22 protein-coding genes and 1 tRNA gene are annotated in these 23319 nt (G+C 39.5%); 18 read left to right on the top strand and 5 right to left on the bottom strand.

What is annotated here, in order from left to right; all coding sequences use genetic code 11:
* Window positions 1-94: 94 nt before the first annotated feature.
* Window positions 95-775 carry a ribulose-phosphate 3-epimerase gene (gene rpe, locus HPC41_RS12405; protein WP_172394322.1) on the bottom strand — a complete coding sequence of 227 codons (681 nt, stop codon included), beginning with the start codon at window positions 773-775 and terminating at the stop codon, window positions 95-97.
* A gap of 150 nt (window positions 776-925) precedes the next feature.
* Between rpe and HPC41_RS12410 the strand changes: the two genes are divergently transcribed.
* The 11 genes from HPC41_RS12410 (at window position 926) to HPC41_RS12460 (ending at window position 13736) form a co-directional block, all read left to right on the top strand.
* Window positions 926-3043 (top strand): HD family phosphohydrolase, encoded by a 2118-nt coding sequence (locus HPC41_RS12410; protein ID WP_172394323.1) that lies wholly within the window; start codon window positions 926-928, stop codon window positions 3041-3043.
* 127 nt (window positions 3044-3170) lie between these two features.
* A tRNA-Ser gene (locus HPC41_RS12415) sits at window positions 3171-3257 on the top strand.
* Between the two features lie 254 nt (window positions 3258-3511).
* Complete coding sequence (locus tag HPC41_RS12420) at window positions 3512-4381, top strand: SH3 domain-containing protein (protein ID WP_172394324.1); 870 nt, start codon at window positions 3512-3514, stop codon at window positions 4379-4381.
* A 52-nt stretch (window positions 4382-4433) separates the two neighbouring features.
* A complete protein-coding gene (locus HPC41_RS12425; protein WP_172394325.1) occupies window positions 4434-6809 on the top strand; it encodes a hypothetical protein in 2376 nt (791 codons plus the stop codon).
* 712 nt (window positions 6810-7521) lie between these two features.
* Complete coding sequence (locus HPC41_RS12430; protein ID WP_172394326.1) at window positions 7522-8364, top strand: DUF3347 domain-containing protein; 843 nt, start codon at window positions 7522-7524, stop codon at window positions 8362-8364.
* A 279-nt stretch (window positions 8365-8643) separates the two neighbouring features.
* Entirely contained in the window at window positions 8644-9576 is a 933-nt protein-coding gene (locus tag HPC41_RS12435) for a TIGR01777 family oxidoreductase (RefSeq protein WP_172394327.1), read from the top strand.
* Between the two features lie 58 nt (window positions 9577-9634).
* Window positions 9635-10495, top strand: a complete 861-nt coding sequence (locus HPC41_RS12440) for a fumarylacetoacetate hydrolase family protein (RefSeq protein ID WP_172394328.1) — start codon at window positions 9635-9637, stop codon at window positions 10493-10495.
* Window positions 10496-10661: 166 nt separating this feature from the next.
* Entirely contained in the window at window positions 10662-11681 is a 1020-nt protein-coding gene (locus HPC41_RS12445; RefSeq protein ID WP_172394329.1) for a methionine ABC transporter ATP-binding protein, read from the top strand.
* Window positions 11674-12327 (top strand): methionine ABC transporter permease MetI, encoded by a 654-nt coding sequence (metI, locus tag HPC41_RS12450; RefSeq protein WP_172394330.1) that lies wholly within the window; start codon window positions 11674-11676, stop codon window positions 12325-12327. The genes HPC41_RS12445 and metI overlap by 8 nt, the downstream gene beginning before the upstream one ends.
* A 200-nt stretch (window positions 12328-12527) precedes the next feature.
* Entirely contained in the window at window positions 12528-13340 is an 813-nt protein-coding gene (gene metQ / locus HPC41_RS12455; RefSeq protein WP_172394331.1) for a methionine ABC transporter substrate-binding lipoprotein MetQ, read from the top strand.
* A 15-nt stretch (window positions 13341-13355) separates the two neighbouring features.
* Window positions 13356-13736 carry a YchJ family protein gene (locus tag HPC41_RS12460; RefSeq protein ID WP_343043822.1) on the top strand — a complete coding sequence of 127 codons (381 nt, stop codon included), beginning with the start codon at window positions 13356-13358 and terminating at the stop codon, window positions 13734-13736.
* Between the two features lie 87 nt (window positions 13737-13823).
* Here HPC41_RS12460 and HPC41_RS12465 read toward each other — a convergent pair whose 3' ends face one another.
* Window positions 13824-15260, bottom strand: coding sequence for a dicarboxylate/amino acid:cation symporter (locus HPC41_RS12465; RefSeq protein ID WP_172394332.1), 1437 nt, complete (start codon window positions 15258-15260; stop codon window positions 13824-13826).
* Between the two features lie 173 nt (window positions 15261-15433).
* Window positions 15434-15784, bottom strand: a complete 351-nt coding sequence (locus tag HPC41_RS12470; protein ID WP_172394333.1) for a 4Fe-4S dicluster domain-containing protein — start codon at window positions 15782-15784, stop codon at window positions 15434-15436.
* Between the two features lie 157 nt (window positions 15785-15941).
* On the opposite strand from HPC41_RS12470, the gene HPC41_RS12475 reads away from it, so the two are divergent.
* The 6 genes from HPC41_RS12475 to HPC41_RS12500 all read left to right on the top strand — a co-directional run bounded on the left by HPC41_RS12475 (window position 15942) and on the right by HPC41_RS12500 (window position 20672).
* Window positions 15942-16955 (top strand): acyl-CoA reductase, encoded by a 1014-nt coding sequence (locus HPC41_RS12475; protein ID WP_172394334.1) that lies wholly within the window; start codon window positions 15942-15944, stop codon window positions 16953-16955.
* A 55-nt stretch (window positions 16956-17010) separates the two neighbouring features.
* The gene (locus HPC41_RS12480) at window positions 17011-17214 is read left to right on the top strand and encodes a fructose-6-phosphate aldolase (RefSeq protein ID WP_172394335.1); all 204 of its coding nucleotides are present in this window, start codon (window positions 17011-17013) and stop codon (window positions 17212-17214) included.
* A 5-nt stretch (window positions 17215-17219) separates the two neighbouring features.
* The gene (locus tag HPC41_RS12485) at window positions 17220-17900 is read left to right on the top strand and encodes a cell division ATP-binding protein FtsE (RefSeq protein WP_172394336.1); all 681 of its coding nucleotides are present in this window, start codon (window positions 17220-17222) and stop codon (window positions 17898-17900) included.
* 157 nt (window positions 17901-18057) lie between these two features.
* Entirely contained in the window at window positions 18058-18606 is a 549-nt protein-coding gene (locus HPC41_RS12490) for a nucleotide exchange factor GrpE (RefSeq protein ID WP_172394337.1), read from the top strand.
* Window positions 18607-18616: 10 nt separating this feature from the next.
* Window positions 18617-19771, top strand: coding sequence for a molecular chaperone DnaJ (gene dnaJ, locus HPC41_RS12495; protein WP_172394338.1), 1155 nt, complete (start codon window positions 18617-18619; stop codon window positions 19769-19771).
* Between the two features lie 313 nt (window positions 19772-20084).
* Window positions 20085-20672, top strand: a complete 588-nt coding sequence (locus HPC41_RS12500) for an outer membrane beta-barrel protein (protein WP_172394339.1) — start codon at window positions 20085-20087, stop codon at window positions 20670-20672.
* A 53-nt stretch (window positions 20673-20725) separates the two neighbouring features.
* On the opposite strand, the gene HPC41_RS12505 is transcribed toward HPC41_RS12500, so the two are convergent.
* The gene (locus tag HPC41_RS12505) at window positions 20726-21505 is read right to left on the bottom strand and encodes a C40 family peptidase (protein ID WP_172394340.1); all 780 of its coding nucleotides are present in this window, start codon (window positions 21503-21505) and stop codon (window positions 20726-20728) included.
* A 73-nt stretch (window positions 21506-21578) separates the two neighbouring features.
* On the opposite strand from HPC41_RS12505, the gene HPC41_RS12510 reads away from it, so the two are divergent.
* Complete coding sequence (locus HPC41_RS12510) at window positions 21579-22052, top strand: universal stress protein (RefSeq protein ID WP_172394341.1); 474 nt, start codon at window positions 21579-21581, stop codon at window positions 22050-22052.
* A 90-nt stretch (window positions 22053-22142) separates the two neighbouring features.
* On the opposite strand, the gene HPC41_RS12515 is transcribed toward HPC41_RS12510, so the two are convergent.
* Window positions 22143-23318, bottom strand: coding sequence for an RsmB/NOP family class I SAM-dependent RNA methyltransferase (locus HPC41_RS12515; protein WP_172394342.1), 1176 nt, complete (start codon window positions 23316-23318; stop codon window positions 22143-22145).
* Between the last annotated feature and the right edge of the window lies 1 nt (window position 23319).

Consider the following 23319-nt stretch of genomic DNA (forward strand, 5'->3'; position numbering starts at 1 on the left):
ATGCCATCCGGCCGTTTTTCCCGAATTTATTTTCTTTCCATTATCCGCCATAAAAAAAAGAGGTGATTTATTTTACTAAATCACCTCTGAATCTTTATATTTTTGCTAGAGCAATATCGATATCTTTTAATGTTTTTACAGTCTCCAACGGATCTGCAGCATTGAATACAAAAGAACCCGCAACCAGCACATCAGCACCTGCTTTCAAGAGCTGTGCAGCATTTGCTGTGGTAACTCCGCCGTCGATTTCAATCAATAAGCCATCGTTGACACCCTGCGCCATCGCACGAAGTTCCTGCACTTTCGCATAGGTATTGGGGATAAACTTTTGTCCACCGAATCCGGGATTGACAGACATCAGACACACCAGGTCCAGATCAGCCAAAACATCTTTCAAAAGGGCAACTGGTGTATGTGGGTTCAACGCGACCCCTGCTTTACAGCCCAATTCTTTAATAGCTGTCAATGTACGGTGCAAATGCGTACAAGCTTCATAGTGTACGCTAATTATTTCTGCTCCAGAATCTTTACAGACCTGCAAATAGCGATCAGGATCAACAATCATCAAGTGTACATCCAATGGTTTTGTAGCATGTTTCGCAATAGCTTGCATGACCGGAAATCCAAACGAGATATTCGGTACAAAAACGCCATCCATAATATCAATATGAAACCAATCAGCCTCACTGTTGTTTACCATGATGATATCATCGGATAAATTTGCAAAGTCTGCTGCAAGGACGGATGGTGCAATGAGATGTGATTTTTTTGACATGTTGTATTTTTTTTGCAAAGATAACAAGTATTTTTCGTTCGACACAGTATTACGTACATTTAACACGTTCAAACTGCATCTGACAGAATTAACAAAAAATAAATTATAACTACATTTGTATATTAACATTATATAAAAACATCGTTCACAGTGGGAAGATTAAAAATAAAATACAAAAGAGAACTCAATACAACAGAAAATCTCATCCGAAAAATTGGATTAATACTAATCACCATTGTCCTGATTTGTATTTTTCTTCCCAAACAACCGCGATTCCGATATGAATTCCAAAAGGGAAAAGTTTGGAATCATGAAAATTTAATATCGCCTTATAATTTTGCGATACTAAAAACACAGGAAGAGCTCAATGCTGACAAAAAAGGCATTCTGAACACCATCCAGCCGATTTATAACGTTAACATAACCACAAGTAAGGAGCAGATTGACCAGTTCAATACAGACTTGTCCGAAAAATGGCAAAGCAGCAAGCTGGATACGACACATGAAAATATCAACGATTATCGTAGTGCCGGAAATGCCATATTAAACCACCTTTACGGAAAAGGCATTCTCTCATTGAATAATCGGTTTCAAAACCGCAACAACGAGAAATCACCGGCTTCAAGGCATTATAATTTTACGTTAATTCAAGATAAAGTCGCCACACAGAAAAACACGGCTGACTGTTATACGATCGAAAGCTCTTACGAATACATGGATAATTTAATGCCCAAATTGACTAAAATCAAACAGAAGAGCTGGCTACAGGAAACATTAAAAAACTATATCACCATTAATTACATTTATAATGATCAGCAGACCGAAGCACTGGAACAAAATGCCATCGCCAATATATCTGCTACCCGAGGTGTTGTCCAAAAAGGTGAATTGATTGCTGAAAAAGAAAAGATTATATCCAATGAGACCTATCAAAAACTTGAGTCGCTACGCAAAGTATATGAGGACGAGGGTAAAATCAGTGGAAATCAAAACTATGTCACGCTTGGGCAGTTTCTGATCATTTCACTCGCGCTTTCTATCCTAATGGTATTTCTCTTTCTGTTTCGTAAGGATATCTATTTTAACAATAGGCTATTAATGATCATCATGATTGTTATCATAGGGATGCTTGCTGTACTATCCTGGGCCATCAAGATCAAAATCCCAAATCTATACTATATTCCTTTTTGTGCGGTTCCTATTATTATTCGCATCCTATTTGACACGCGGGTCGCCCTAAATATCCACCTGCTAATGGTTCTCCTAGCTGGACTATTTGTACCGAACAGTTTTGAATTTGTCTTTTTACAATTTATGGCAGGCATTGTTGCAATTTATAGTATCAAAACGTTGGTGAAACGCGAACAGCTGTTTGTCTCTTCAGCGATTATTCTAGCGACATATTGGATTGCGTACATCGGCTTGGTAATCACAAGAAATGGCTCCATTGACACCATTTATTGGTCGGACTTACTCCCCTTTCTAGTGAGTGTATTGATTACATTGCTGGCCTATCCGATGATCTACGCCTTCGAAAAACTCTTTGGAATAGTATCTGATCTAACCCTGATGGAGCTGACAAACAGTAATTCCAAATTACTACGGGAGCTTTCCTTTAAAGCCCCCGGCACATTTCAGCACTCGTTACAGGTTGCTAACCTAGCTGAGGCAGCAATCTATAAAATTGGCGGTAATCCCCTGTTGGTCCGTGCAGGAGCGTTATACCACGATATCGGTAAATTGACAAACCCACAATTTTTTATTGAAAACCAAAAAACCGAGAAAAATCCGCATGATGAACTATCTCCGGAGCAAAGTGCACAGATCATTATCTCACACGTTATCAAAGGTGTAGATGTCGCCAAGAAACATCAGCTTCCGGAGGTTATCCTCGACTTTATACGGACGCACCATGGTACCACAAGGGTCGACTATTTTTACAATTTATTTGTTAAAAATAATCCCGACAAACTTGTGGACGAATCTTTATTCACCTACCCTGGGCCGATTCCTTTCTCTAAAGAAACCGCTGTGCTAATGATGGCCGATTCTGTTGAAGCTGCGTCCAGAGCTTTGAAAGAACCTTCAGAAGAGTCTATCAACAATCTGGTCGATAAAATAATTGAACACAAATTGATGCGCGGACAATTCAACAATAGCAATATTACATTAAAGGATATCACCGAATCGGCCGTTATTTTCAAGGCGATGCTCAAAAGTATTTACCATGTTCGAGTGGATTATGATTTGAGCAAAAAAACAATGTAATTTTAACTGCTAAACAACAAATTGAAATTCAAATGCTTATTGTAGCATTACGTTTTTTTTGCATATTTTTTGATATTTAGGCTTTGCAGATTCAAATAATTGCCTTATGTTTGCAATGTCAAAACACGGAAGGGTGCCTGAGTGGCCGAAAGGAACAGTTTGCTAAACTGTCGTACTGGAAACGGTACCGCGGGTTCGAATCCCGCCTCTTCCGCTAAGATTCCGAAAAGCTCAACATTAGTTTGAGCTTTTTTCTTTCATATCTCTGATCATTTTGCCGAATAAGCAACTCCGATATTCTCCCATAAAAATCACGTTTGAATTCCTCTTTTGTTCAACAACGTCGTTCATCACAGCTGACGGAAAAATTTTCTTGCCGTTACAGACTATCGGCTAGGAAAATACCGGAAACCAGTGATAATTTTAGCCCAAAATTCTTCTATTTTTGCAACAACGAACAGGACAACGATGAGTTTTAAGAATTTCACATGCGTATGCTTAAGCTTATTACCCTTGCTGCTAAAAGCACAGGACAGTATCTCATTTGACGATGATTTTAACCTTTGGAATATACAGAAAGGGCAAACTGCTACTATTTTTGTTGAAAAGGCCTACATCCGTTCCGCTCCTGGGCTCAGCTCAAAACTGGTAGATTCATTAACCCATGGCTCAACTGTCACCATTACCAGTGATCCGTTTAAAGGCGCCACAATCAAAAATTTCTATACTCCCTGGCACCAGATCAGCTATACGAAGAATGGCCAGCCTAAACAAGGTTTTATCTGGCTTGGCTTATTGGCACTTAGTAAGCAAGTTGACAAGGAAGGCCTTCTATACCTATTCGGTTTTGACCGCTTTATCAAACAAGGAAATGGTGAAGAACGAGCGTATTTTTTAACTACAGTAAAGCTATTAAACACTCAAGATTCGCTCATCGCAAACCAATCCTACACATTTCCTTTTACTGGCCAGCTAAGCGCTCAAGGTAAATTATTGTCCGGCATGGGCTTAAATACTGTAAAACAGATCTTACGAATGGAGTTTCTTTCAGGCGCATGCGGTGTTCCGAGCGAATATTATTACGTTGCCTGGACTGGACAAAAACTAATCAACCTCCCCAGCAGGTATGCTGTTACTGATGCAGGCGCCTTCTATCACGACGAGAAGATCCTATTCCCATCAGAACACAAAAAAAATAATCAATTGATTTATAAATACATCGAAGAGGGTGAAGTAAAAGATGATGGTGCCGAAACTCCCAACTATCGCATTTCAACTCGGGAAGAACATTTTCAATGGGATGGCATAAAGTTCACAAAACTCTCGCTTTCGAAATAATTTCAATAAAATTTAACATATTAGGGAAAAGAACAAAAAGAAAAGGTTAGGAATGGACGAAAAAAATATATACGATTTATTTTACAGTGGACAACTGGATTTATTTATCATCGAAGGTGAAAATCAATTAAGACAAAACGACCAGGATGTGCCGCTTTGGACACATCTTGCTGTTGCTTATCACGATCAGGTATTCTACGAAGGACACGAAGCCATCTTTGATATCATCCAGGAGAAGATGATCCCTTATCTTCAAAAAGCACTTAGCATAGAGCCCGAAAACGAAACAACGCTCTATCATATGCTCAACTATGTCCTAAGTAACGAGGCTTCATTAGCTCTGATCAATCGCCCAAGGAAACACATTCATGAGGACAACAAAGACCAGTTTATTCGCTATGCAAAGCAGTTGATCGCCAAACCAAAAATGACTTCGTATGGTTATGGCTTCCTGGCGAATATTTATGAAGGGCTTCAGAATGATAAAGCCTTATTGACAGTGTTGGAAGAAGGGATCAATTATTTCAACGAAGCTTTTAAAGACGACCGCGAAAGTGCAGACAATAATTTCTCCCTATTTTGGATAAAAAAAATATATCTTTTGGACCGCACAAAGCAAATTTCCGGAGCTGCATTAACGGCGTCAATCAGGGCGCAATTTGATCGTTTCGTCAGCAGCCATGAAATGCAGTATGTGGATCTTGCTGAGATCGCTTATGAAAATAAAGATATAGATCTGGCTTTAAAGATATTATTAAAACTTATTAAAGGAGAAAATTCAGCGGCACATATCCACCAGGAACTGGTCAAGTGGCACGGCCGTTTTGAAGAACTGATCGCTGACGGCTATGAGCATCCGGAGGTATTCTATTATCAGCTGATCATTGAACGTAATTATTCCGAAGATATCGGTATACCATTCGATTATTATTACCTGCATGCATTGAAACTCATTGACCAGTATCCTGACTTGTACGCTGGCTATCATTTTGCCGGTGCATACCTTTACGACGATGGACAGCACGAGGCTGCTATACCCTATCTTCAACAATCTGGTGAACGCCAATGGAACGCTACATCTTGGCGGCGTCTTGTTGAATGTACCTACTTAACAACTGGTGATATACACATAGAGATCCCTACTTTTGACGACTTACCACGTGAACTCTATAATGAAGCCGTTAATTTAGCTGATTTTGTAGACGCACTGGACAATGTATCTACCGAAGATACTCTTGCCTTGCGCGAACTGTACCTTGCTATTTATCGCCAAGCTTATGATGCTTTCGCAGCTTATTTCGGAGAGGGGAAATATGAAAGCGATTATTTTGGTGGAAGCCACAATCGTGCAATGAATTGCAACAACCTAGCTATTGCATTAAAAAATGTTGACCTCGTTGAAGATAGCTATCAAATCGCAACCGAAGGACTAATTTACTCAGATTTTGAAGAGCTACACTACACCCGTACAGATGCCCTGTCTAAGCTCGAAGACTATGAACGCATGAGAGATGCTTTCACGCAATATTTCGACACCTATCAGGTCACATTGGGCGACCTTGAAGAAATGCAGCACAAAGAAATCGAGGAAGAATCAACAGAAGAAGACTCAGACCTGGTATTTCCCAGCTGTTACCAAATGTTTGTTTACCAGCTTGAAGTGAATTATCACCTGGGCCTTTCCCAAGATATACAGGCTGAAGCGCAATATCTGTTGGAGCATATCTATCAGTTCTATATCAATCATCCGACCTTGAACGACTATCATTACCGGGATTTTGAGGCCGCTAAAAATAGTGTGGAAAGTGTAATTTATGATATCCTTGAGCCACATGACCGGGATTACCGAATCCGCTATTATACGGATATGGCGCGACAATATCCACATGAAGCACAGCCACAATATATTCTGATGCAACTATACAATGAGATATTCGACTATCGTGCCATTGTTATTGCTGCACAAAAATACCTTAAAAACAAAAAGGAATTTATCATCAATGATTTTGATAAGGCAAAAACCTTATATCTCATTATTAAAGGGTATTACTTCCTATCGGAATTTAAGCTGGGCGAAGAAATATTTCAACGCTATGACAGCTGGGTTGCAACCGTCATGGATCCCGAAGACTATGTGCTCTGGATTAAATTCGGGATCATGTTGTTTGCCGAACAAGGAAACCTAGCGAAAATCAACCACTACGGTGCGATCTTTAATGATACTTACGCACAACATGAATGGGGTTATGATGACGACTGTGAGTCTGTAAAGCTAGCTGAAGCGCTCGTTAACTACAAGACGGGAAATTTGAAAAAAGCGCACAGTCTACTCAATGAAGTATTGACATATTCCGATCACAATCCACTGGCAGATGACTATAAAAAGACCTGGAAGAAACCCGGATTTCTATCGAATTTCAAGTTTTAACAGCCTCACCGCGGTTTAAGTAAGTATAACGCGTAGTAAGTAATAAGCTGCCTACTACGCTTTATACTTTACGAAACAACAGGAATAATGCTGCAATACCCTCCGCTCTTCCAAGAATCTACACTGGTATGAATAGAAACAAAAGAGCTCGGACAAGCATCCGAATGGATTTAGTACTTAGCCAAAAAAGCTTATCTTTGAACTGTGACCGGACTGAAACATCTAATCGGATTATTGCTCTTTCTTGGCTTATGGCTCAAGCCAATGGCTGCGCTATGCTGTCACCATAGTAAAGTTCAAACTTGCCGTATGGACAGTACGGAATCTGAAAGTAAAAAAAATAATTGCTGTAAAAAGTTTCTCAGTAAGAAGAAAAACAAATGCCAGCACCACAAGCAATGTCGTGATTGCAGGTGCCACTGTACTTCTGGAACAAGTATATTAGCACTCTCGACAGCCGAGGTACAGCTTCCTAAAATCCCTTCTTCATCCTTTAATAAATCATATAGCAATTTGCTATTCGTTTACCCTTTAGACGGTTACTTTTACCCTTGGGTTCCGCCAAAAATAAGCTGACAAAAAAAACGGCTCAAGCTAAAAAAAGAGCGCAGTATATTTTAAAAGAGAACGCATTTCAAACTCGCAATGGGAACCGGATAAGGTCGGATAAAGCCCATTGAATCAACCAAACATTTTAAAAAATTTGGAACACATGAGAATTCTAAATAACATCATAACAGCTGGCCTTCTATGCGTGAGCATATTTACTTATGGTCAGCATAATACCATGACAACACAAACCGTAAAAATCAGTGGCAACTGCGGTATGTGCAAAAAAACAATAGAAAAAGCGGGAAACTCCGCGGATTCCAAGGTCGATTGGAACGAAGACAATCAAACAGCCAATGTTTCCTTCGATGCAAGCAAAACTTCTTTGGATGTGGTGTTGAAAAACATTGCACTTGCCGGTTATGACAATGAAAAGTACCTCGCACCAGCGACAACTTACGCTCAACTGCATGGTTGTTGCCAATATGAAAGAACCTTAAGTGCCCCACCGGCCAATCCTGAAAATACTCCTGAAAGCAAAGAAGAAAGCACAGGATCCTCATCTGTCGCAAAGGCGGGCAACTTTCAGGTTATTTACGACCAATATTTCCAGTTGAAAGATGCATTGGTTGCCTCCGATCGCAAGACTGTCGCTACGGGTGCTGCAAAACTTGCAAGTCTGCTGACGACGTTAAAATCGACCGACCTAACTGCTGCTGAACAACAGGCGTGGAAAACACAAGCAATCGCGATAACACAGTACACAAAGACGCTCCAGGAGGCAGAGAATCTTGCAAAACAACGTGTGGCATTTGTATCGCTCTCCGAAGAGGTCTATAAGCTGGCAAAAAGTTCCAAACCTACACTTCTGGTTTATCAACAAAAGTGCCCCATGTTTAACGATGGCAAAGGAGCAACTTGGTTGAGCCTCAATAAAGATATCAAAAATCCATACTATGGCGCCCAGATGCTAACTTGTGGAAGTACAATCCAAACGATACAATAAAGAAACCAGCATCTCAAAAATATCAGTCTCTATACCAAAAGGTTCGTCCGCAACACAGGCGGACCTTTTTATGATATCTCTAGATTTGGCTACTCCATCTTGACAGGGAAATATAAATTACCAAACGAAATTCTCATAAACTGATTATTTCGAAGGATAAACCTTAAATTATAACTTCTTTTATTGATTCAAAATAGTATATTAGGAGAAGCATGATAACCATGTAAGGAGTGACTAATGAAGAGAAATAAAGGGATCAATTATGAAGCGTTTTAATCCATGGAAAAAGTAATTATTACAGGCGGAACAGGGGCAATTGGCCTTCATTTGACAAAATTGCTAGTCGCCAATTTCTATGAAGTAATCATCTTCACAAGAGAGCCAAAGGCTCAACCTGCACAATATAACGTTCGGTATGTTGACTGGAATCCGAAAAAGCAAATTATTGATATAAAGTCAATCCAGGAGGCTGATTATATCATCAATTTAGCTGGCGCCAACCTCAATGCCGCACGATGGAACAAAGCGTACCAGCAAGAAATTATATCTAGTCGTGTAGAAAGCGGACAGCTGATTTATCAGACATTAAAACAGATTCCAAACCAGGTGAAAGCAGTCATTTCGGCATCAGCGATCGGTTGGTATGGGGCTGATGACAGTTATCAAAAAAAGCCATTTGAGGAAGGTGATCCCCAGGGTGGTGACTTTTTATCCTGGGTCTGTAACCTTTGGGAAAGCAGTGTCAAACCAATTGAAACACTTGGAAAAAGACTTGTTGTCTTTCGATTCGGCATTGTGCTCAGCAAAGACCAGGGCCTGCTGAAAGAGATCAATCAATTGTTACGTTTTCGGCTGACTCCCATTTTGGGATCAGGCAAACAGATGTTGAGCTGGATCCATATGGAGGATCTTGCTCGGATGCTCCTATTTGCAATACAAAACAACGCTATCGCCGGCGTTTATAATGCTTGTTCGTCCGAACCTTTGCCCCTTAGCCAATTCACCAAACGGATTGCAAGACGACGCTATGGCATACTGTACCTCCCTTTTCCCGTACCCGCCTTTTTGATTAAGTTAGTTCTTGGAAAAAAAGGAAAAGAAATGGTACTCAACGGAACCTGGGTGAGCAATAAAAAGATCCTCAATGAGAAATTTCCATTTCAGTATCCGACTTTGGACAATAATTGTATAGATAATTTACACATTGGTTAATTGTTAATTCCCGTTAAATTACACCCTTTTTGGGACAAAATCCGTATATTTGCGGCTTATGAAGATTTTTAGATATGGCGCAAGGGGCTCCGAGAAGGCGGGAGTCATTTTAAATGAAAAGAAATATGATGTTTCAGAAGGAAATTTTCAATATAACCGCGATTTCTTTGCAAATACGGCAAATTTGGAGAAACTTCAGGCATATGTAGCACAGAATAGTGAAAACCTGAGAGAAATCGATGCCAATGAACGTATCGGTACTCCTTTAGAGGCTCCTTCCAAAATTCTTTGTGTTGGATTGAATTTCGATGATCACGTCAGGGAGACCAACTTGCAACAAGCAGCAGAACCTATTGTATTCATGAAATCGGTTTCTGCGTTTAATGGACCTTTCGATGGTATTACATTGCCTAAAAATTCCGTGAAATCCGATTGGGAAACTGAGCTTGCTATCGTTATCGGCAAGAAAGCTTCTTATGTCAGTGAAGAAGAAGCACTGGATTACGTATTTGGCTATGTATTGCATAACGATTTGACTGAACGGGAGTTTCAGATCGAAAGAGGTGGTACCTGGGACAAGGGTAAAGGTTGCGATACGTTCGCCCCTATCGGCCCGTTTATTGCCACAAAAGATGAAATTCAAGATGTAGATAACATGAGAATTTGGCTTAAATTAAACGGTGAACTGATGCAAGATGGTAACACGAGCGATTTTATCTACCGTGTTCCTAAATTGATATCCTATTTAAGCCAGTTTATGTCCCTCCTTCCAGGCGACATTATCTCAACAGGCTCGCCAGCAGGCTCAGGTATGGGAAAATCTCCGCAACGGTTCCTCCGCGATGGCGATGTTATTGAATATGGCATTGAAGGACTTGGATCTGGAAAACAACTTGTATCAGCTTACACCTTATCTTAGAAATCTGTGCTTATGGACCGGTCTTTCCATGCAGCAACTAAAGCCTGGAAAGACCGAATCAACTGCCATTTTTTTCGTCATTTCATTGTAATTTATCAACCGTATTTGTGTACATTTATATCGACATCGACTTGTTAACATAAATGCATAAATCCTTAAAGGGTCAATGATTCAATTAAACAACATATCTAAATCATTTCAGGTTAAATCCAGACGAATTGATGCCTTGAAAAGCCTTTCCCTGACCATCGGTAAAGGAGAAATATTTGGTGTCATAGGAGCTTCCGGCGCCGGAAAAAGTACACTGATTCGTTGTGTCAATCTTTTGGAGAGACCGGATACAGGTCAAGTCATTATTGAGAATAATGACTTAATATCCATGTCTTCCAAAGACTTAATGATGAAACGGAGAAAAATTGGAATGATTTTTCAGCATTTCAATTTACTGTCATCCTTAACGGTCTTTGAAAACATCTCCTTTCCATTGCAGCTTGAAGGTAAATCAAAAACGTTTATCCGTCAAAAAGTTTCCGAATTATTGCATTTAGTTGGTCTCGAAGACAAAGCCGAAAGCTATCCGGCTAATTTATCGGGAGGACAGAAGCAACGCGTTGCTATAGCCCGAGCACTCGCCAATGACCCCCATATTCTACTTTGTGATGAAGCTACCAGCGCATTGGATCCTGCAACGACCAAATCCATACTTGCCTTATTAAAAAAAATCAATAAGCAACTGGGACTTACAATTTTATTGATCACCCATGAAATGGACGTGATCAAGAGGATATGCGACCAAGTAGCCGTGCTGGATCATGGGACTTTAATTGAGAGCGGATCTGTTGAAACTATTTTTGCAAATCCGCAGCAAGAAATCACTAAAAACTTTATTCAGTCCTCATTGCAGGTTGATATTCCTTTAGGATTTCAAGAGCGGTTAAAAACGCAGGGAAATCCACTTGTGGAAATTTATATGACATCAAGTGAAGAGTCTATCCCTTTTATTCAACAATTGGAAAAGCAGTTTCAGGTTAAAACAAATATTATCACCGCACAAATAGACTACGTTGGAGAAATGAAATTCGGTGTCATATTGGCTGAATTGTCTGGTAATATCGAAAATATAACGGCGAGTCTCTCCTATTTAAAAGAGCAGCATCCGCAAACTAAAATATTAGGTTATGTCTGATCAAGTACTGGATTTACTTTTATGGGGAACACTCGAAACACTTATGATGACTTTCCTATCGGGCTTTTTTGGATTTGTGATCGGGCTTCCGCTTGGAATCTACCTCTTCCTAACGCGGAAACATCAGCTGCTGGAAAACAAAACCATGCATCAGATTGTTTCGCTCCTAGTGAACGTGTTCAGATCTATTCCATTCATTATTCTCATTGTATGGATGATCCCATTTACACGTCAGCTTGTAGGAACATCAATAGGTATATCAGCAGCATTGGTCCCCTTAAGTATAGGTGCAGCACCGTTTATTGCGCGATTGGTAGAAAATAGTCTACTGGAAGTTCCCAATGGATTAATTGAAGCCGCCAGGGCCATGGGTGCAAGTACACAGCAGGTCATCTTTAGAGTACTGCTCCCTGAGGCGCTTCCCTCGTTGGTGAACAATGCGACAATAACACTAATTACACTCGTAGGCTATTCGGCCATGGGGGGTGCTGTTGGAGCTGGCGGACTGGGGCAGATTGGCTATCAATATGGCTACGTAGGTTATGACACCTTTATCATGAATTCTGTTCTTATTTTATTAATTTTAATTGTATTCCTGTTGCAGTATACAGGTGATTATATATCGAAAAAAGTAAACCATCGTTAACATTAATTGTATCATATGAAACCATCATGATTTATTCGATCATACTGCAGAGTGAATAACCGAACAAAGCGAGCTCATGAATGCCGCTTAAAACATACACTCGATGAATAAATCTGATAGCTTCATCACAACTGAAACCGCCGAAGGCAGCATGAATGCCTTAAAGGGAAAATTGATTAATGAATAAACAAATTAAACAGATGAAAAAATTGAACTATGCATTTGCGATCTTAGCTTTTAGTCTTACGACTATTATAGCTTGTAATAACAGGGAAAAAAAAGAAAATACCCTTAAAGTTGGTGTGGTATCAGGTCCTGAAAAGGAACTTGCTGAAACGGCTAAGAAAGTTGCAAAAGAAAAGTTCAATCTGGATGTGGAACTCGTTTCCTTCAATGATTACGTTGTTCCAAATGAGGCCTTGAATCAAGGTGATATCGATATCAATGTGTTTCAGCATCAGCCTTATCTACAAGAACAGTCCAAACAACGCGGCTTTACCAAATTAACTATCGTTGGAAACACATTTGTCTTCCCAATTGTCGCCTATTCAAAAAAAATCAAAACGATTACCGAACTTCAGCCAGGTGCAAGTATCGCAATTCCAAATGATCCAACTAATGGTGGACGCTCGTTATTACTGCTTCAACGCGAAGGCATAATTGGTTTAAAAGAGAATGTGGGCATACAACCCAAAGTAACAGACATTGTGAGCAATCCGAAACAGGTCAAAATTATTGAAATGGAAGCGCCACAGCTACCACGCGTACTTGACGACCCTCAAATTGTAATTGCGATCATCAATAATAGCTTTGCTTCGCAAGCTGGACTGGATCCTGAAAAACAAGGTTTGTTTACAGAGGATAAAGAATCACCGTATGTCAACTTAATTGTTGCTCGTGCAGATAATAAAAATGATGAAAAAGTACAGCAATTTATACAGGCCTATCAATCACCAGAGGTAGAAGCAACAGCAAAAAAAGTATTTAAAAACGGCGCCATAAAAGGCTGGTAAATTGATATTGATTAAGTGTTAGAAATAGATGATTTATGCCCATGTGGCTCAGGTAGCTCTTACGGAGATTGTTGCCGGCAGGTACATCTTTCCCATGCCAAGGCGAATACAGCAGAAAAGTTGATGCGAGCACGTTACAGTGCATTTGTTGTACATGACGTAGATTTTCTATATGATACATTCCATCCATCAACAAGGAGGTTTCAAAATAAAAATGCTATTCGACGGTGGGCTGTCGAAAATAAATGGATACAGCTTTCAATCCTCAGATCTACACCGCAAACTGTGGAATTCGAAGCTCATTACCTGGATTCAACAATGGAAATTCAGGTCCACCATGAAAAGTCTATATTTAAACAGCAGAGCAACCTTTGGTATTATGTAGATGGCCAATAAAGTGATATTGTCCAGTTCAAAACAAAAGCTGCTCTAACGTGACGTTAGAGCAGCTTTTGTTTTGCGTTTACGAGAGATAATGATAATTTACACCAATTCCTCAGTATCTTCACGATAAGGCGCCTCCTCATCAAACTCACCTTCCCACTTCGCCACCACAACTGTTGCGAGGCAGTTACCAACAACATTCACTGAAGTACGAGCCATGTCCATCAATTCGTCTATTCCCAAAATAGCGGCAATAACAAAAGTGGGTAAACCAAACTGATCCGCTGTTGCAATTAGGATAATCAACGAAGCACGTGGCACTGCCGCAACTCCTTTGGAGGTAATCATCAAAGTAAAAGCGATCATCAACTGCTCCCCAAAAGACAGGTGAATTCCTGCGGCTTGTGCCACAAAAATAGCGGCTAATGACAGATAAAGAGAGGTGCCGTCTAAGTTGAAGCTATAACCCGTCGGAATAACAAATGAAACGATCTTACGGGGAACACCAAACTTCTCCATTGCGCTCATTGCTTTTGGTAAAGCGGCATCTGAACTTGTCGTGGCAAAAGCAATAGATACAGGTTCTTTGATGGCATTGATAAAACGCCGAACCGGAACCTTTAAATAAAGTGCCACAGGAAGCAGCACCAAGGTCAAAAAGCAAAGCAAGGCAAAATACAATGTTGCCAATAGCATAAATAAGTTTTTCAAAATATCAACACCAAGATGCCCCACCGTATAGGCCATCGCAGCTCCTACCCCAACTGGCGCGAAATACATAATAATGTTCGTGAACTTAAACATCGTCTCGGACATACTTTCCGTAAAATCGACCAGCGGTTTCCGCTTCTTCTCATCGACCATTGCAAGCCCGATACCGAATAATATCGAAAAGACAACGATCTGTAGGACTTGATTATCAGCGACAGATTTTACGATATTTTCAGGAAAAAGGTCTCGGATAAATGAAGTGAATTTGTAAACGGGATGTACATTATCAGGCAGTGATTTCAATACATGTTCGTCCATACTTTCTTTGGGAGCGGGCAGTTCTTCATGTGGCATATGTGCAACATCGACACCCACACCAGCACGGGTCAGATTAATGGCACCTAAACCAATAAAAATAGCACAAGTTGTAGCACAGAAGAAATACAACATAGACTTCCAAGCCATACGTCCTACTTGTTTTAAGTCTGAGTGTCCTGCAATACCATAAACCAGTGTTGCAAAAAGAATAGGCCCAACAATTGTTTTTACCAGTTTGATGAATCCCTTGCTCAATGGCTGTAAAGAGATTGCCAGATTTGGAAAATCCAGGCCAACAAAAATGCCAAGGATCATACAGGTCAAAATCCAAGTGGTCAAATTTTTCTTATAAAGCGCATTCACAACCAAAACGGTGGCAACTATCCAACGGACAGCCATTAGAAATTCATGCGAAAAGCCTACAACATCAAATTCGTATAATACAGCAATGATACAAGCTAATGTAACTGTGATGAGGGTGATTAACCCTATTTTGGTTTTTAACATTTAAAAGATTTTGATGGTCAAAAGAACAAAAATAAAAAAATCCTATTCTTTTGCAAATATTATTATTTAAATCACCCATGTTTCGCAACAAAATACCGATTAGCCCGAAAAGCAAGGCACAAAAAAAGCAGGATAATTTTTTACCCTGCTCCATATTTTAACGGAATAAAAAATTATTCCGCGTGTAACCAAGATTTTTTCGCCAATAGCTCATCCTTAGACTCACGTACATCTTCGTCATCCACACAACAATCTACTGGACAAACAGCAGCGCATTGAGGTTCATCGTGAAAACCTACACATTCTGTACATTTATCCGAAACAATATAATAGACTTCATTTGAGATCGCTTCCTGTGACTCATTCGCATCAAGCGTAACACCATCACCAAAATCTATAACACCGTCCAGAGCCGTCCCATCTGAGAATTTCCAAGTTACACCAGCATCGTATATTGCATTATTTGGGCATTCCGGTTCGCAAGCACCACAGTTTATGCATTCGTCTGTAATTTTAATCGCCATTTATAACCTCACAATTATGATAAATAAACTATTTTTGCATTATCAATATGAAAACAAAGTCTGATTGTACAATAAGGCTAGTTGATTCACGTTGATTAATGTTAACAGCACAAATATAATACAAATTTGTGTATTCATCTTTTAAAAATTTAATATTTTGACAAAGCAACAACGAATAAATGCGTTTGTAAAACTGGGTGAACTGTTGCTAAGGCAGCCAGAGGATCTTACTCAGATCATTCATTTGGCGCAACATAAAAACCCTTGGTATACTATAAAAAATGTTGAAAAGGCACTTCATGTGATTTCATCGAACTTATCAGTAGAAAAGCTCAATTATTGGCTACAGGATTATCCCGATCTCGAATCAACAAAAACAGTAGGCTTGATTCTCGCGGGTAATATTCCGCTGGTTGGGTTTCATGATATTCTTTGTGTATTGATCAGTGGATTTAAAGCAAAAATTAAATTATCCTCTGATGACGCAGGCTTAACGACCTATGTACTCAATCGTTTAAAACAAATCGAGCCCGCTTTTGAAGCATCTTTTGAAATTGTTGATAAACTTAAAGACTTCGATCTCGTCATTGCGACAGGCTCAAACAATACAGCCCGTTACTTTGACTATTATTTTGGGGCTAAGCCTCATATTATCCGACGCAACAGAAATAGTGTTGCCGTTATTACAGGTAAAGAATCTGCGGTACAGCTACGAGCTTTAGGACACGACATCTTCGATTATTTCGGACTCGGCTGTCGTTCTGTTTCCAAAATTTTTGTTCCAAAAGACTATAATGTCTCCCATTTTTTTGATGGAATAGCAGATTTCAAAGATGTGGCAGACCACTATAAATACAATAACAATTACGATTACAATAAATCCATCTATTTGATCAATGGGGACAAACATTTTGACAATGGTTTTCTGTTGCTCAAACAGGATGAACGTACAGCATCGCCCCTATCTGTCGTTTATTATGAAGAATACAACAGCCTTGGAGATGTCGAAAACGAGCTGAATCAACAAGCTGAAAACATCCAATGTGTAGTTTCCGAAGTGCAATTGAATATTCAGTCGCCCGTTTTTCATTTTGGTGAAAGTCAGTGTCCTGCCTTGGATGATTATGCAGATGGGATAAATACCTTAAACTTCTTATTTGCAAACAAGTAAGCTTCGGTTAATTTCGTAGTACGGAAATTGCATTAAAAATACTAACTTTGAAATCATGTATATCATTAAAGTAAGAGGTGTTGCCAAAATCCCCGACTATGTGCAGCTGCGAGATGATGCCTTCACCTTGTTGGCATATTTTAGAGTGGATCGTCCTGACAAGTCTCTTGATAAGATCGGATTGGGAGAAAAGGCAGAATATATCATGAAATTGGTCAAAGAAATGCCCTTTGGCCAGATTAAAAAATTAGAGTTTTAACGCCCATGATTGAAAATAAAGTAATTACATTAAAGAACGTTGATATTTTTCAACAGAAACATCTAGTATTATCCAATGTCAATTTAAGTATCGGCAAGGGAGAGTTTCTCTACCTTATCGGACAGTCTGGCAGTGGAAAAAGTAGTTTATTAAAAATCATCTATGGCGATTTGTATATCGGCAATGGCGAAGGAATGATTGCTGGCTTTGATTTAAAGAAACTTCATGAAAATGACGTACCTTATTTACGTCGGAAGCTTGGAATCGTTTTTCAGGATTTTCACTTACTATCGGATAGAACAATAGAGAAAAACCTTGAGTTTGCCTTAAAGGCGACGGGCTGGAAAGATAAAAAAATGATTGATGGACGTATCTTGGACGTTTTGGAAAAAGTTGGACTTCGCTCCAAATTAAAAAAAATGCCCCATGAACTTTCTGGTGGAGAGCAACAACGGATTGTTATTGCCCGAGCACTGCTCAATAACCCGGAGATTATCTTGGCAGATGAGCCAACAGGTAACCTAGACCCTGCCACTTCAGAAGAGATTGTCCTTTTACTACGCGACATTGCCAATTCCGGAACTGCAATTTTAATGGCTACCCACGATTATACAATCATTCGCAGTATGCCTTCCCGGATTATTAAAACGGGCGACGGTATTCTACAGGATGATGTCAGTATATAAGGGAAAAACTGACAGTTAAAAAGACATTTTTTCAAATTCCGACAAATTGTTAGGCTTTTTTAATAAAATCTGACAAGCTGTCGGAATTTTATTGTTTGGCAAAAACTTTGACAAAAGAAAATATAGTAAATTTTTGAATCTATTTAGCATTGAAGATATGAATGAGCAAGATAATTATTATGATGAGAGTCAAGATCAAGTAGAAACAAATTCTTCTGATCAACAAGAGCAACCTATGGACGATCAGGAAGAACTATCTCCTGAAGAAAAGATGGCTGCAGAATTGGCAGAGGCAAAGGATAAGTACATTCGTCTTTCTGCTGAATTTGACAATTATAGAAAACGTACGAGCAAAGAACGTGTTGAATTGATTCAATCAGCAGGAAAAGATGTGATCAGTAAATTATTACCTACTTTAGATGATTTTGATCGTGCATTAAATGCAATGGAAACTGCAACAGACGTGGTATCTGTCAAAACGGGAATGGATATCGTTAACAACAAACTGAGACAAACATTGTCTCAATTGGGGTTAAAAGAAATGGAAACAGTTGGTCAAGCATTTGACCCTGAATTACAAGAAGCTATTACATCTATTCCAGCACCTACTTCAGATTTAAAAAATAAAGTGGTAGACGTAATCGAAAAGGGATACTATTTAGGTGACAAAGTGATCCGTCATGCTAAAGTAGTTATAGGTCAATAATATTAAGACGATGTCAAAAAGAGATTATTACGATATACTTGGTGTCGCGCGTTCAGCGGACGAGAAGGAGATTAAATCAGCCTATCGCAAGTTGGCGATTAAATATCACCCGGATAAAAATCCTGGAGATCATGAAGCTGAGGAAAAATTTAAGGAAGCTGCTGAGGCATACGATATCTTGAGCAATCCACAAAAACGTCAACGTTACGACCAGTTTGGCCATGCAGGCAATTCCGCGAGTGGTGGCTATGGCGGTGGCGGTATGAATATGGATGATATATTCAGCCAATTCGGCGATATTTTTGGTGGCGGACATCCCTTCGAAAGCTTCTTCGGTGGAGGCGGCGGAGGTCAACGCGGAGGCCGCCGGGTAGCGCGCGGAAGCAATTTACGTATTAAAGTTAAATTGACTCTTGAAGAAATCGCTAAAGGTGTTGAGAAAAAAGTTAAGGTCAACAAACAGGTCGTTTGTCACAGCTGTGATGGTTCAGGAGCAAAGGATAAATCCTCTTTCCATACTTGTAAAACCTGTGGTGGCTCTGGATCGGTGCGAAGAGTGACCAACACCATCTTAGGACAAATGCAGACGACCAGCACCTGTCCTACCTGTAATGGCGAAGGTGTTGAAATAACTGCAAAATGTACAACCTGTCGAGGCGAAGGATTAGAGCGTGGAGAAGAAACAATCGCGATCAATATCCCTGCAGGTGTGAGCGAAGGAATGCAGCTCTCGATGAGCGGCAAGGGTAACGCAGCTCCTCGCGGTGGTATTCCAGGAGACCTCATTATATTAATCGAAGAAGTACCGCACGAAAGCTTAAAACGGGATGGCCTAAATGTCATCTTTGATCTATACATCAATTTTGTGGATGCCGCTTTAGGCACTAGCGTAGAAGTTCCTACAATTGACGGAAAAGCCAAAATAAAAATTGAACCTGGAACCCAGGGGGGTAAAATATTACGTCTAAAAGGAAAAGGTATTCCCGAAGTCAATTCCTACCACAAAGGGGATCAACTTGTATATGTAAATATCTGGACACCAAAAGCTGTGTCCTCCGAAGAAAAAGAATTATTGAATAAATTGAAAGAATCACCAAACTTTAAACCACAACCCGGTAAAAGTGAAAAGTCATTCTTCGAACGAATAAAAGAATATTTCGAATAAAGTCAGCGTAAACGACAATGCCAAGAGCCATATATCGAATTGATATATGGCTCTTTTTTTTCTTCCTTACATAGTACTGACAAATAATTACAAAAAGTCAACACTCTTTAGACATTGTTAAAACAATAAGTAATTTATAAAAAAAATCACAAAATTTAATCAATTGAACCACTATCATTTACGATTTTGGTAAAACATCTAGACAATATAGTGACAATAAAATAAAATAACTTTACGATATTTGACTAATGAATTTAAAAAGTCAGCAAGTAATTACTGGCTCATTAGAACAAACTATTAAAATAAAAAAGACATGAAAAAAGTTTTACTTACATTAACTGCCATTGCAGGTTTAACAATTGCAGCAAACGCACAAACTGAAAAAGGAAAAATTATGGTTGGTGGTCAAGTTGGCTTCGAAACTTCAAAAGTTAAAGATACAGACCATAAAAATAATTCGTTTTCGATCAACCCAACTGTTGGCTACTTTGTCAGCGACAACTGGGCAGTAGGTACTGGTGTTGGTTACAATTGGAGCAAAAACGAAGCTGACAAAAACAACAGTACTAAAGTTGATGCTTTTCAAGTAGCCCCATTCGTAAGAAAATACTCTGCTAATGGTCCATTAAGATTCTTTGCACAATTGTCCGTACCAATGTCTTGGGGAAAAATGACAGCTGAATCAAATAACGTTGAAACAAAAAACAAATTTGAAAACTATGGTGTTGAATTAGCGCCAGGTTTGGCATACTTCCCAACAAGCCAAATTGGTATCGAATTAAAAGTTAGAGGCTTATACTATAACTATAACAAAGATAAAACCAACGATATCACAACAAATACATTCGGTTTAGATGCGAATTCCTTAGCACCAACTTTAGGTGTACAATTCCACTTCTAATCGATAGTTGATAGGAAAAGAAAGGCTATAGTATTGGATACTATAGCCTTTTTTCATCCTGAGGTATAGCGTTTAATAATTCGCAATTTATGCGAATAGCGATTCAATTCCTGATTAAAGATTCCTTCATTGTCCATCCGGTCAATACGCACTTTACCTGAGGCATGGATAATGGTATCCCGATCTAGCATAATGCCCACATGGGTAATCCGTCCGTCCGCATTGTCAAAGTAAGCCAAATCACCGACTTTAATTTCCGAAATAAAATCAACTGTCTCCCCAATTTCCGCTTGCTGATACGCATCCCTTGGTAAATCTATCCCAAAACTACTGTAGATTAATTGCGAAAAACCTGAACAGTCAATTCCCCACTGCGAACGTCCGCCCCATAAATACGGACTGTTTTTATAGCTTAAGGCGAGTTCAGCCACTTTCGCCTCAAAATCGGCCTTAGAAAACAAATTGAAACTCCCATGGTAGACCATATCCAACTGGGCTAACCTAAATCTATTTGCTTCATCTAAATAAAGCTTTGTACCATGGCAGAGCTGATGTTGATCTGTATCATTATACAACAAGCCTCCATCTCTTCCGACTAGACGTGGCTCTCCCTTGAGATAGTGCTCCATCGCCAGTGTTTCAAGCGCTTTAAACTGACCATTCTGAATCCAGCCCAAGTAACTTGTTTCTAACAACCTTATCGCGGTCCAGTCGGGTTGTATATCCAGTATCTCAAATAATTCACCAAATAATACCTGAGAAACCATCTCACTCCGATGCGTTTGCTCCGCACGCAATGGAACGAGAGCAAGTGTACAAATACCATATTTCATTGGTCAAGCAAAACAAAATTGTCAAATCTATGATTATACATTATAAAACGAAGATAAATTAAATATAGTAGATATGGAGAATACAAATTTAAAATTCAAAAGAATACTCGTTGCAGTTGATGATGCTCCATGTTCAGAAAAAGCCATTCTATACGCCGAAGAAATGGCTCAGGTATTTAGCGCCGCTATTGCCCTTGTAACGGTAATACCGCCCACTTCCCCCACCAATTTTGGAGCTGATCCCCTACTGGGCCAACAACCGATAATTGTACCGGAGGTATCCGAAATGGAACAGGAAAATGCGCAGAAGTATCTAGAAAAATTAAGTCGGGAATTTACCGGCCCAGGAGAAGTGTATCTTTTCAACCGAATTGGATCCATCAAAGAAGAAATACTTGCCACCTCTCACGAATGGTCGGCTGATCTGATCATTATGGGATCTAATGGAAGAACTGGATTCGACCATTTTATCTCGGGTTCTGTATCTGAATCCGTTATCCGTAAAGCAACCTGCCCGGTGTTAGTCATTCCGAGCAAATGTGATTAATAGAATTCATACATCAGTAACCAGAAATATAATTAAAAGCCTATCCTTTTCTAAAAGAATAGGCTTTTAATTACCAATAGGCCAACTCAGTTACTTTTTTATGAGTCGGGCTACAAACATGGTATCTGCCCGTTCAGTATAGCCTTCCAGACAGCGCATACTTTCGAGCTCAAATCCCAAATTATTTAAGATATAATCAACAACGTCTTCATTTTCTGCCTTAAATATGGAGCAGGTGATATAAATTAGTGGTTTGCCTACTTTCACATAACCAGCGACATGGCTCGCAATTGTCTTCTGTAATGTACTAAATTCCGCAATCTTGGTTGTTTGAAATTGTCGAATCATCTCTGGTGTACGCCCCCAGGTGCCCGAACCGGTACAAGGTGCATCCAATAATACGCCATCAAATTTTTCATTTCCCAATATAGGGTATGGATCTTTTGTCAAATCAAGTATTTTCTTTCGATAATGCTTAATACCAGCCTGATCAAATCGTTCATCCAGATTTCGAAGAATACTCATCCGAAGGTCAGATACCAAAAGGTTAACCGAAGGACAGGAATCCATTAATAAAAGAGATTTACCGCCAGAAGCAGCACAAGCATCCCACCAGGATTCTTTTCCCTCAGGTTTCATAAACTCGAGTGTACGCTGCGAAGATAAATCCTGCACTTCAATGATGCCTTGCAGTGTTGAGAATCGTTGTAACGAGGTACCATTTGCCAAAGAGATAGTTTGTTCACCCAATTCACGATAGGAAATTTGGTTTTCGTCAAGGATGGCACGAACGATTTTATTTTTCCCCTGTTTGACTCGGATATATAGGTCCGGTTGAACCAACTGGTTTCTCAAAAAAAGCCTGGTATCAATCTGGGGCGAAAAATAAGCCGTGAAAGGAAATAGATCATGGCTTTTCAGTAGGCCTTCAGATTCAAGAAAAGCTATTTTTTCATCCAAGGTCAACCTTAATTTATCGATATAAGCAGGTTCAAGCGTCCTTACCAACGGACTTTCCTGTTCACATAAAAATTCCGCAAGAACTAACCGTCGTTGTTGCGACAGTTGCGAAGCTGCTAATCCTAGACGAAAATAATTATAACACAGACGAGAAGTAGCCTTACGGTCTGAAGATCCCATCTGTTTATTGAGCTTAAAGAAAGTTGTCAAATACCGCGAAAATGGCTGATCCTCCTCAAAACCATCCATTGCTCGCTCAAAATTACGTATCTGCTGGTACACACGTTTTTCACTGAATTCAGCCATT

It is taken from the genome of Sphingobacterium prati (assembly GCF_013167215.1).
In the GTDB taxonomy this organism is placed as follows: domain Bacteria; phylum Bacteroidota; class Bacteroidia; order Sphingobacteriales; family Sphingobacteriaceae; genus Sphingobacterium; species Sphingobacterium prati.

Excerpts from the sequence above, each read along its gene's own strand:
- HPC41_RS12485 (WP_172394336.1), top strand. The coding sequence starts at position 17,220 with ATGATTGAAAATAAAGTAATTACATTAAAGAACGTTGATATTTTTCAA.
- HPC41_RS12420 (WP_172394324.1), top strand. The coding sequence starts at position 3,512 with ATGAGTTTTAAGAATTTCACATGCGTATGCTTAAGCTTATTACCCTTG.
- HPC41_RS12435 (WP_172394327.1), top strand. The coding sequence starts at position 8,644 with ATGGAAAAAGTAATTATTACAGGCGGAACAGGGGCAATTGGCCTTCAT.
- metI (WP_172394330.1), top strand. The coding sequence starts at position 11,674 with ATGTCTGATCAAGTACTGGATTTACTTTTATGGGGAACACTCGAAACA.
- HPC41_RS12505 (WP_172394340.1), bottom strand. The coding sequence starts at position 21,505 with ATGAAATATGGTATTTGTACACTTGCTCTCGTTCCATTGCGTGCGGAG.
- HPC41_RS12470 (WP_172394333.1), bottom strand. The coding sequence starts at position 15,784 with ATGGCGATTAAAATTACAGACGAATGCATAAACTGTGGTGCTTGCGAA.
- HPC41_RS12510 (WP_172394341.1), top strand. The coding sequence starts at position 21,579 with ATGGAGAATACAAATTTAAAATTCAAAAGAATACTCGTTGCAGTTGAT.
- HPC41_RS12515 (WP_172394342.1), bottom strand. The coding sequence starts at position 23,318 with ATGGCTGAATTCAGTGAAAAACGTGTGTACCAGCAGATACGTAATTTT.
- HPC41_RS12440 (WP_172394328.1), top strand. The coding sequence starts at position 9,635 with ATGAAGATTTTTAGATATGGCGCAAGGGGCTCCGAGAAGGCGGGAGTC.
- metQ (WP_172394331.1), top strand. The coding sequence starts at position 12,528 with ATGAAAAAATTGAACTATGCATTTGCGATCTTAGCTTTTAGTCTTACG.
- HPC41_RS12480 (WP_172394335.1), top strand. The coding sequence starts at position 17,011 with ATGTATATCATTAAAGTAAGAGGTGTTGCCAAAATCCCCGACTATGTG.
- HPC41_RS12445 (WP_172394329.1), top strand. The coding sequence starts at position 10,662 with ATGATTCAATTAAACAACATATCTAAATCATTTCAGGTTAAATCCAGA.
- HPC41_RS12430 (WP_172394326.1), top strand. The coding sequence starts at position 7,522 with ATGAGAATTCTAAATAACATCATAACAGCTGGCCTTCTATGCGTGAGC.
- HPC41_RS12425 (WP_172394325.1), top strand. The coding sequence starts at position 4,434 with ATGGACGAAAAAAATATATACGATTTATTTTACAGTGGACAACTGGAT.
- dnaJ (WP_172394338.1), top strand. The coding sequence starts at position 18,617 with ATGTCAAAAAGAGATTATTACGATATACTTGGTGTCGCGCGTTCAGCG.
- HPC41_RS12465 (WP_172394332.1), bottom strand. The coding sequence starts at position 15,260 with ATGTTAAAAACCAAAATAGGGTTAATCACCCTCATCACAGTTACATTA.
- HPC41_RS12490 (WP_172394337.1), top strand. The coding sequence starts at position 18,058 with ATGAATGAGCAAGATAATTATTATGATGAGAGTCAAGATCAAGTAGAA.
- HPC41_RS12500 (WP_172394339.1), top strand. The coding sequence starts at position 20,085 with ATGAAAAAAGTTTTACTTACATTAACTGCCATTGCAGGTTTAACAATT.
- rpe (WP_172394322.1), bottom strand. The coding sequence starts at position 775 with ATGTCAAAAAAATCACATCTCATTGCACCATCCGTCCTTGCAGCAGAC.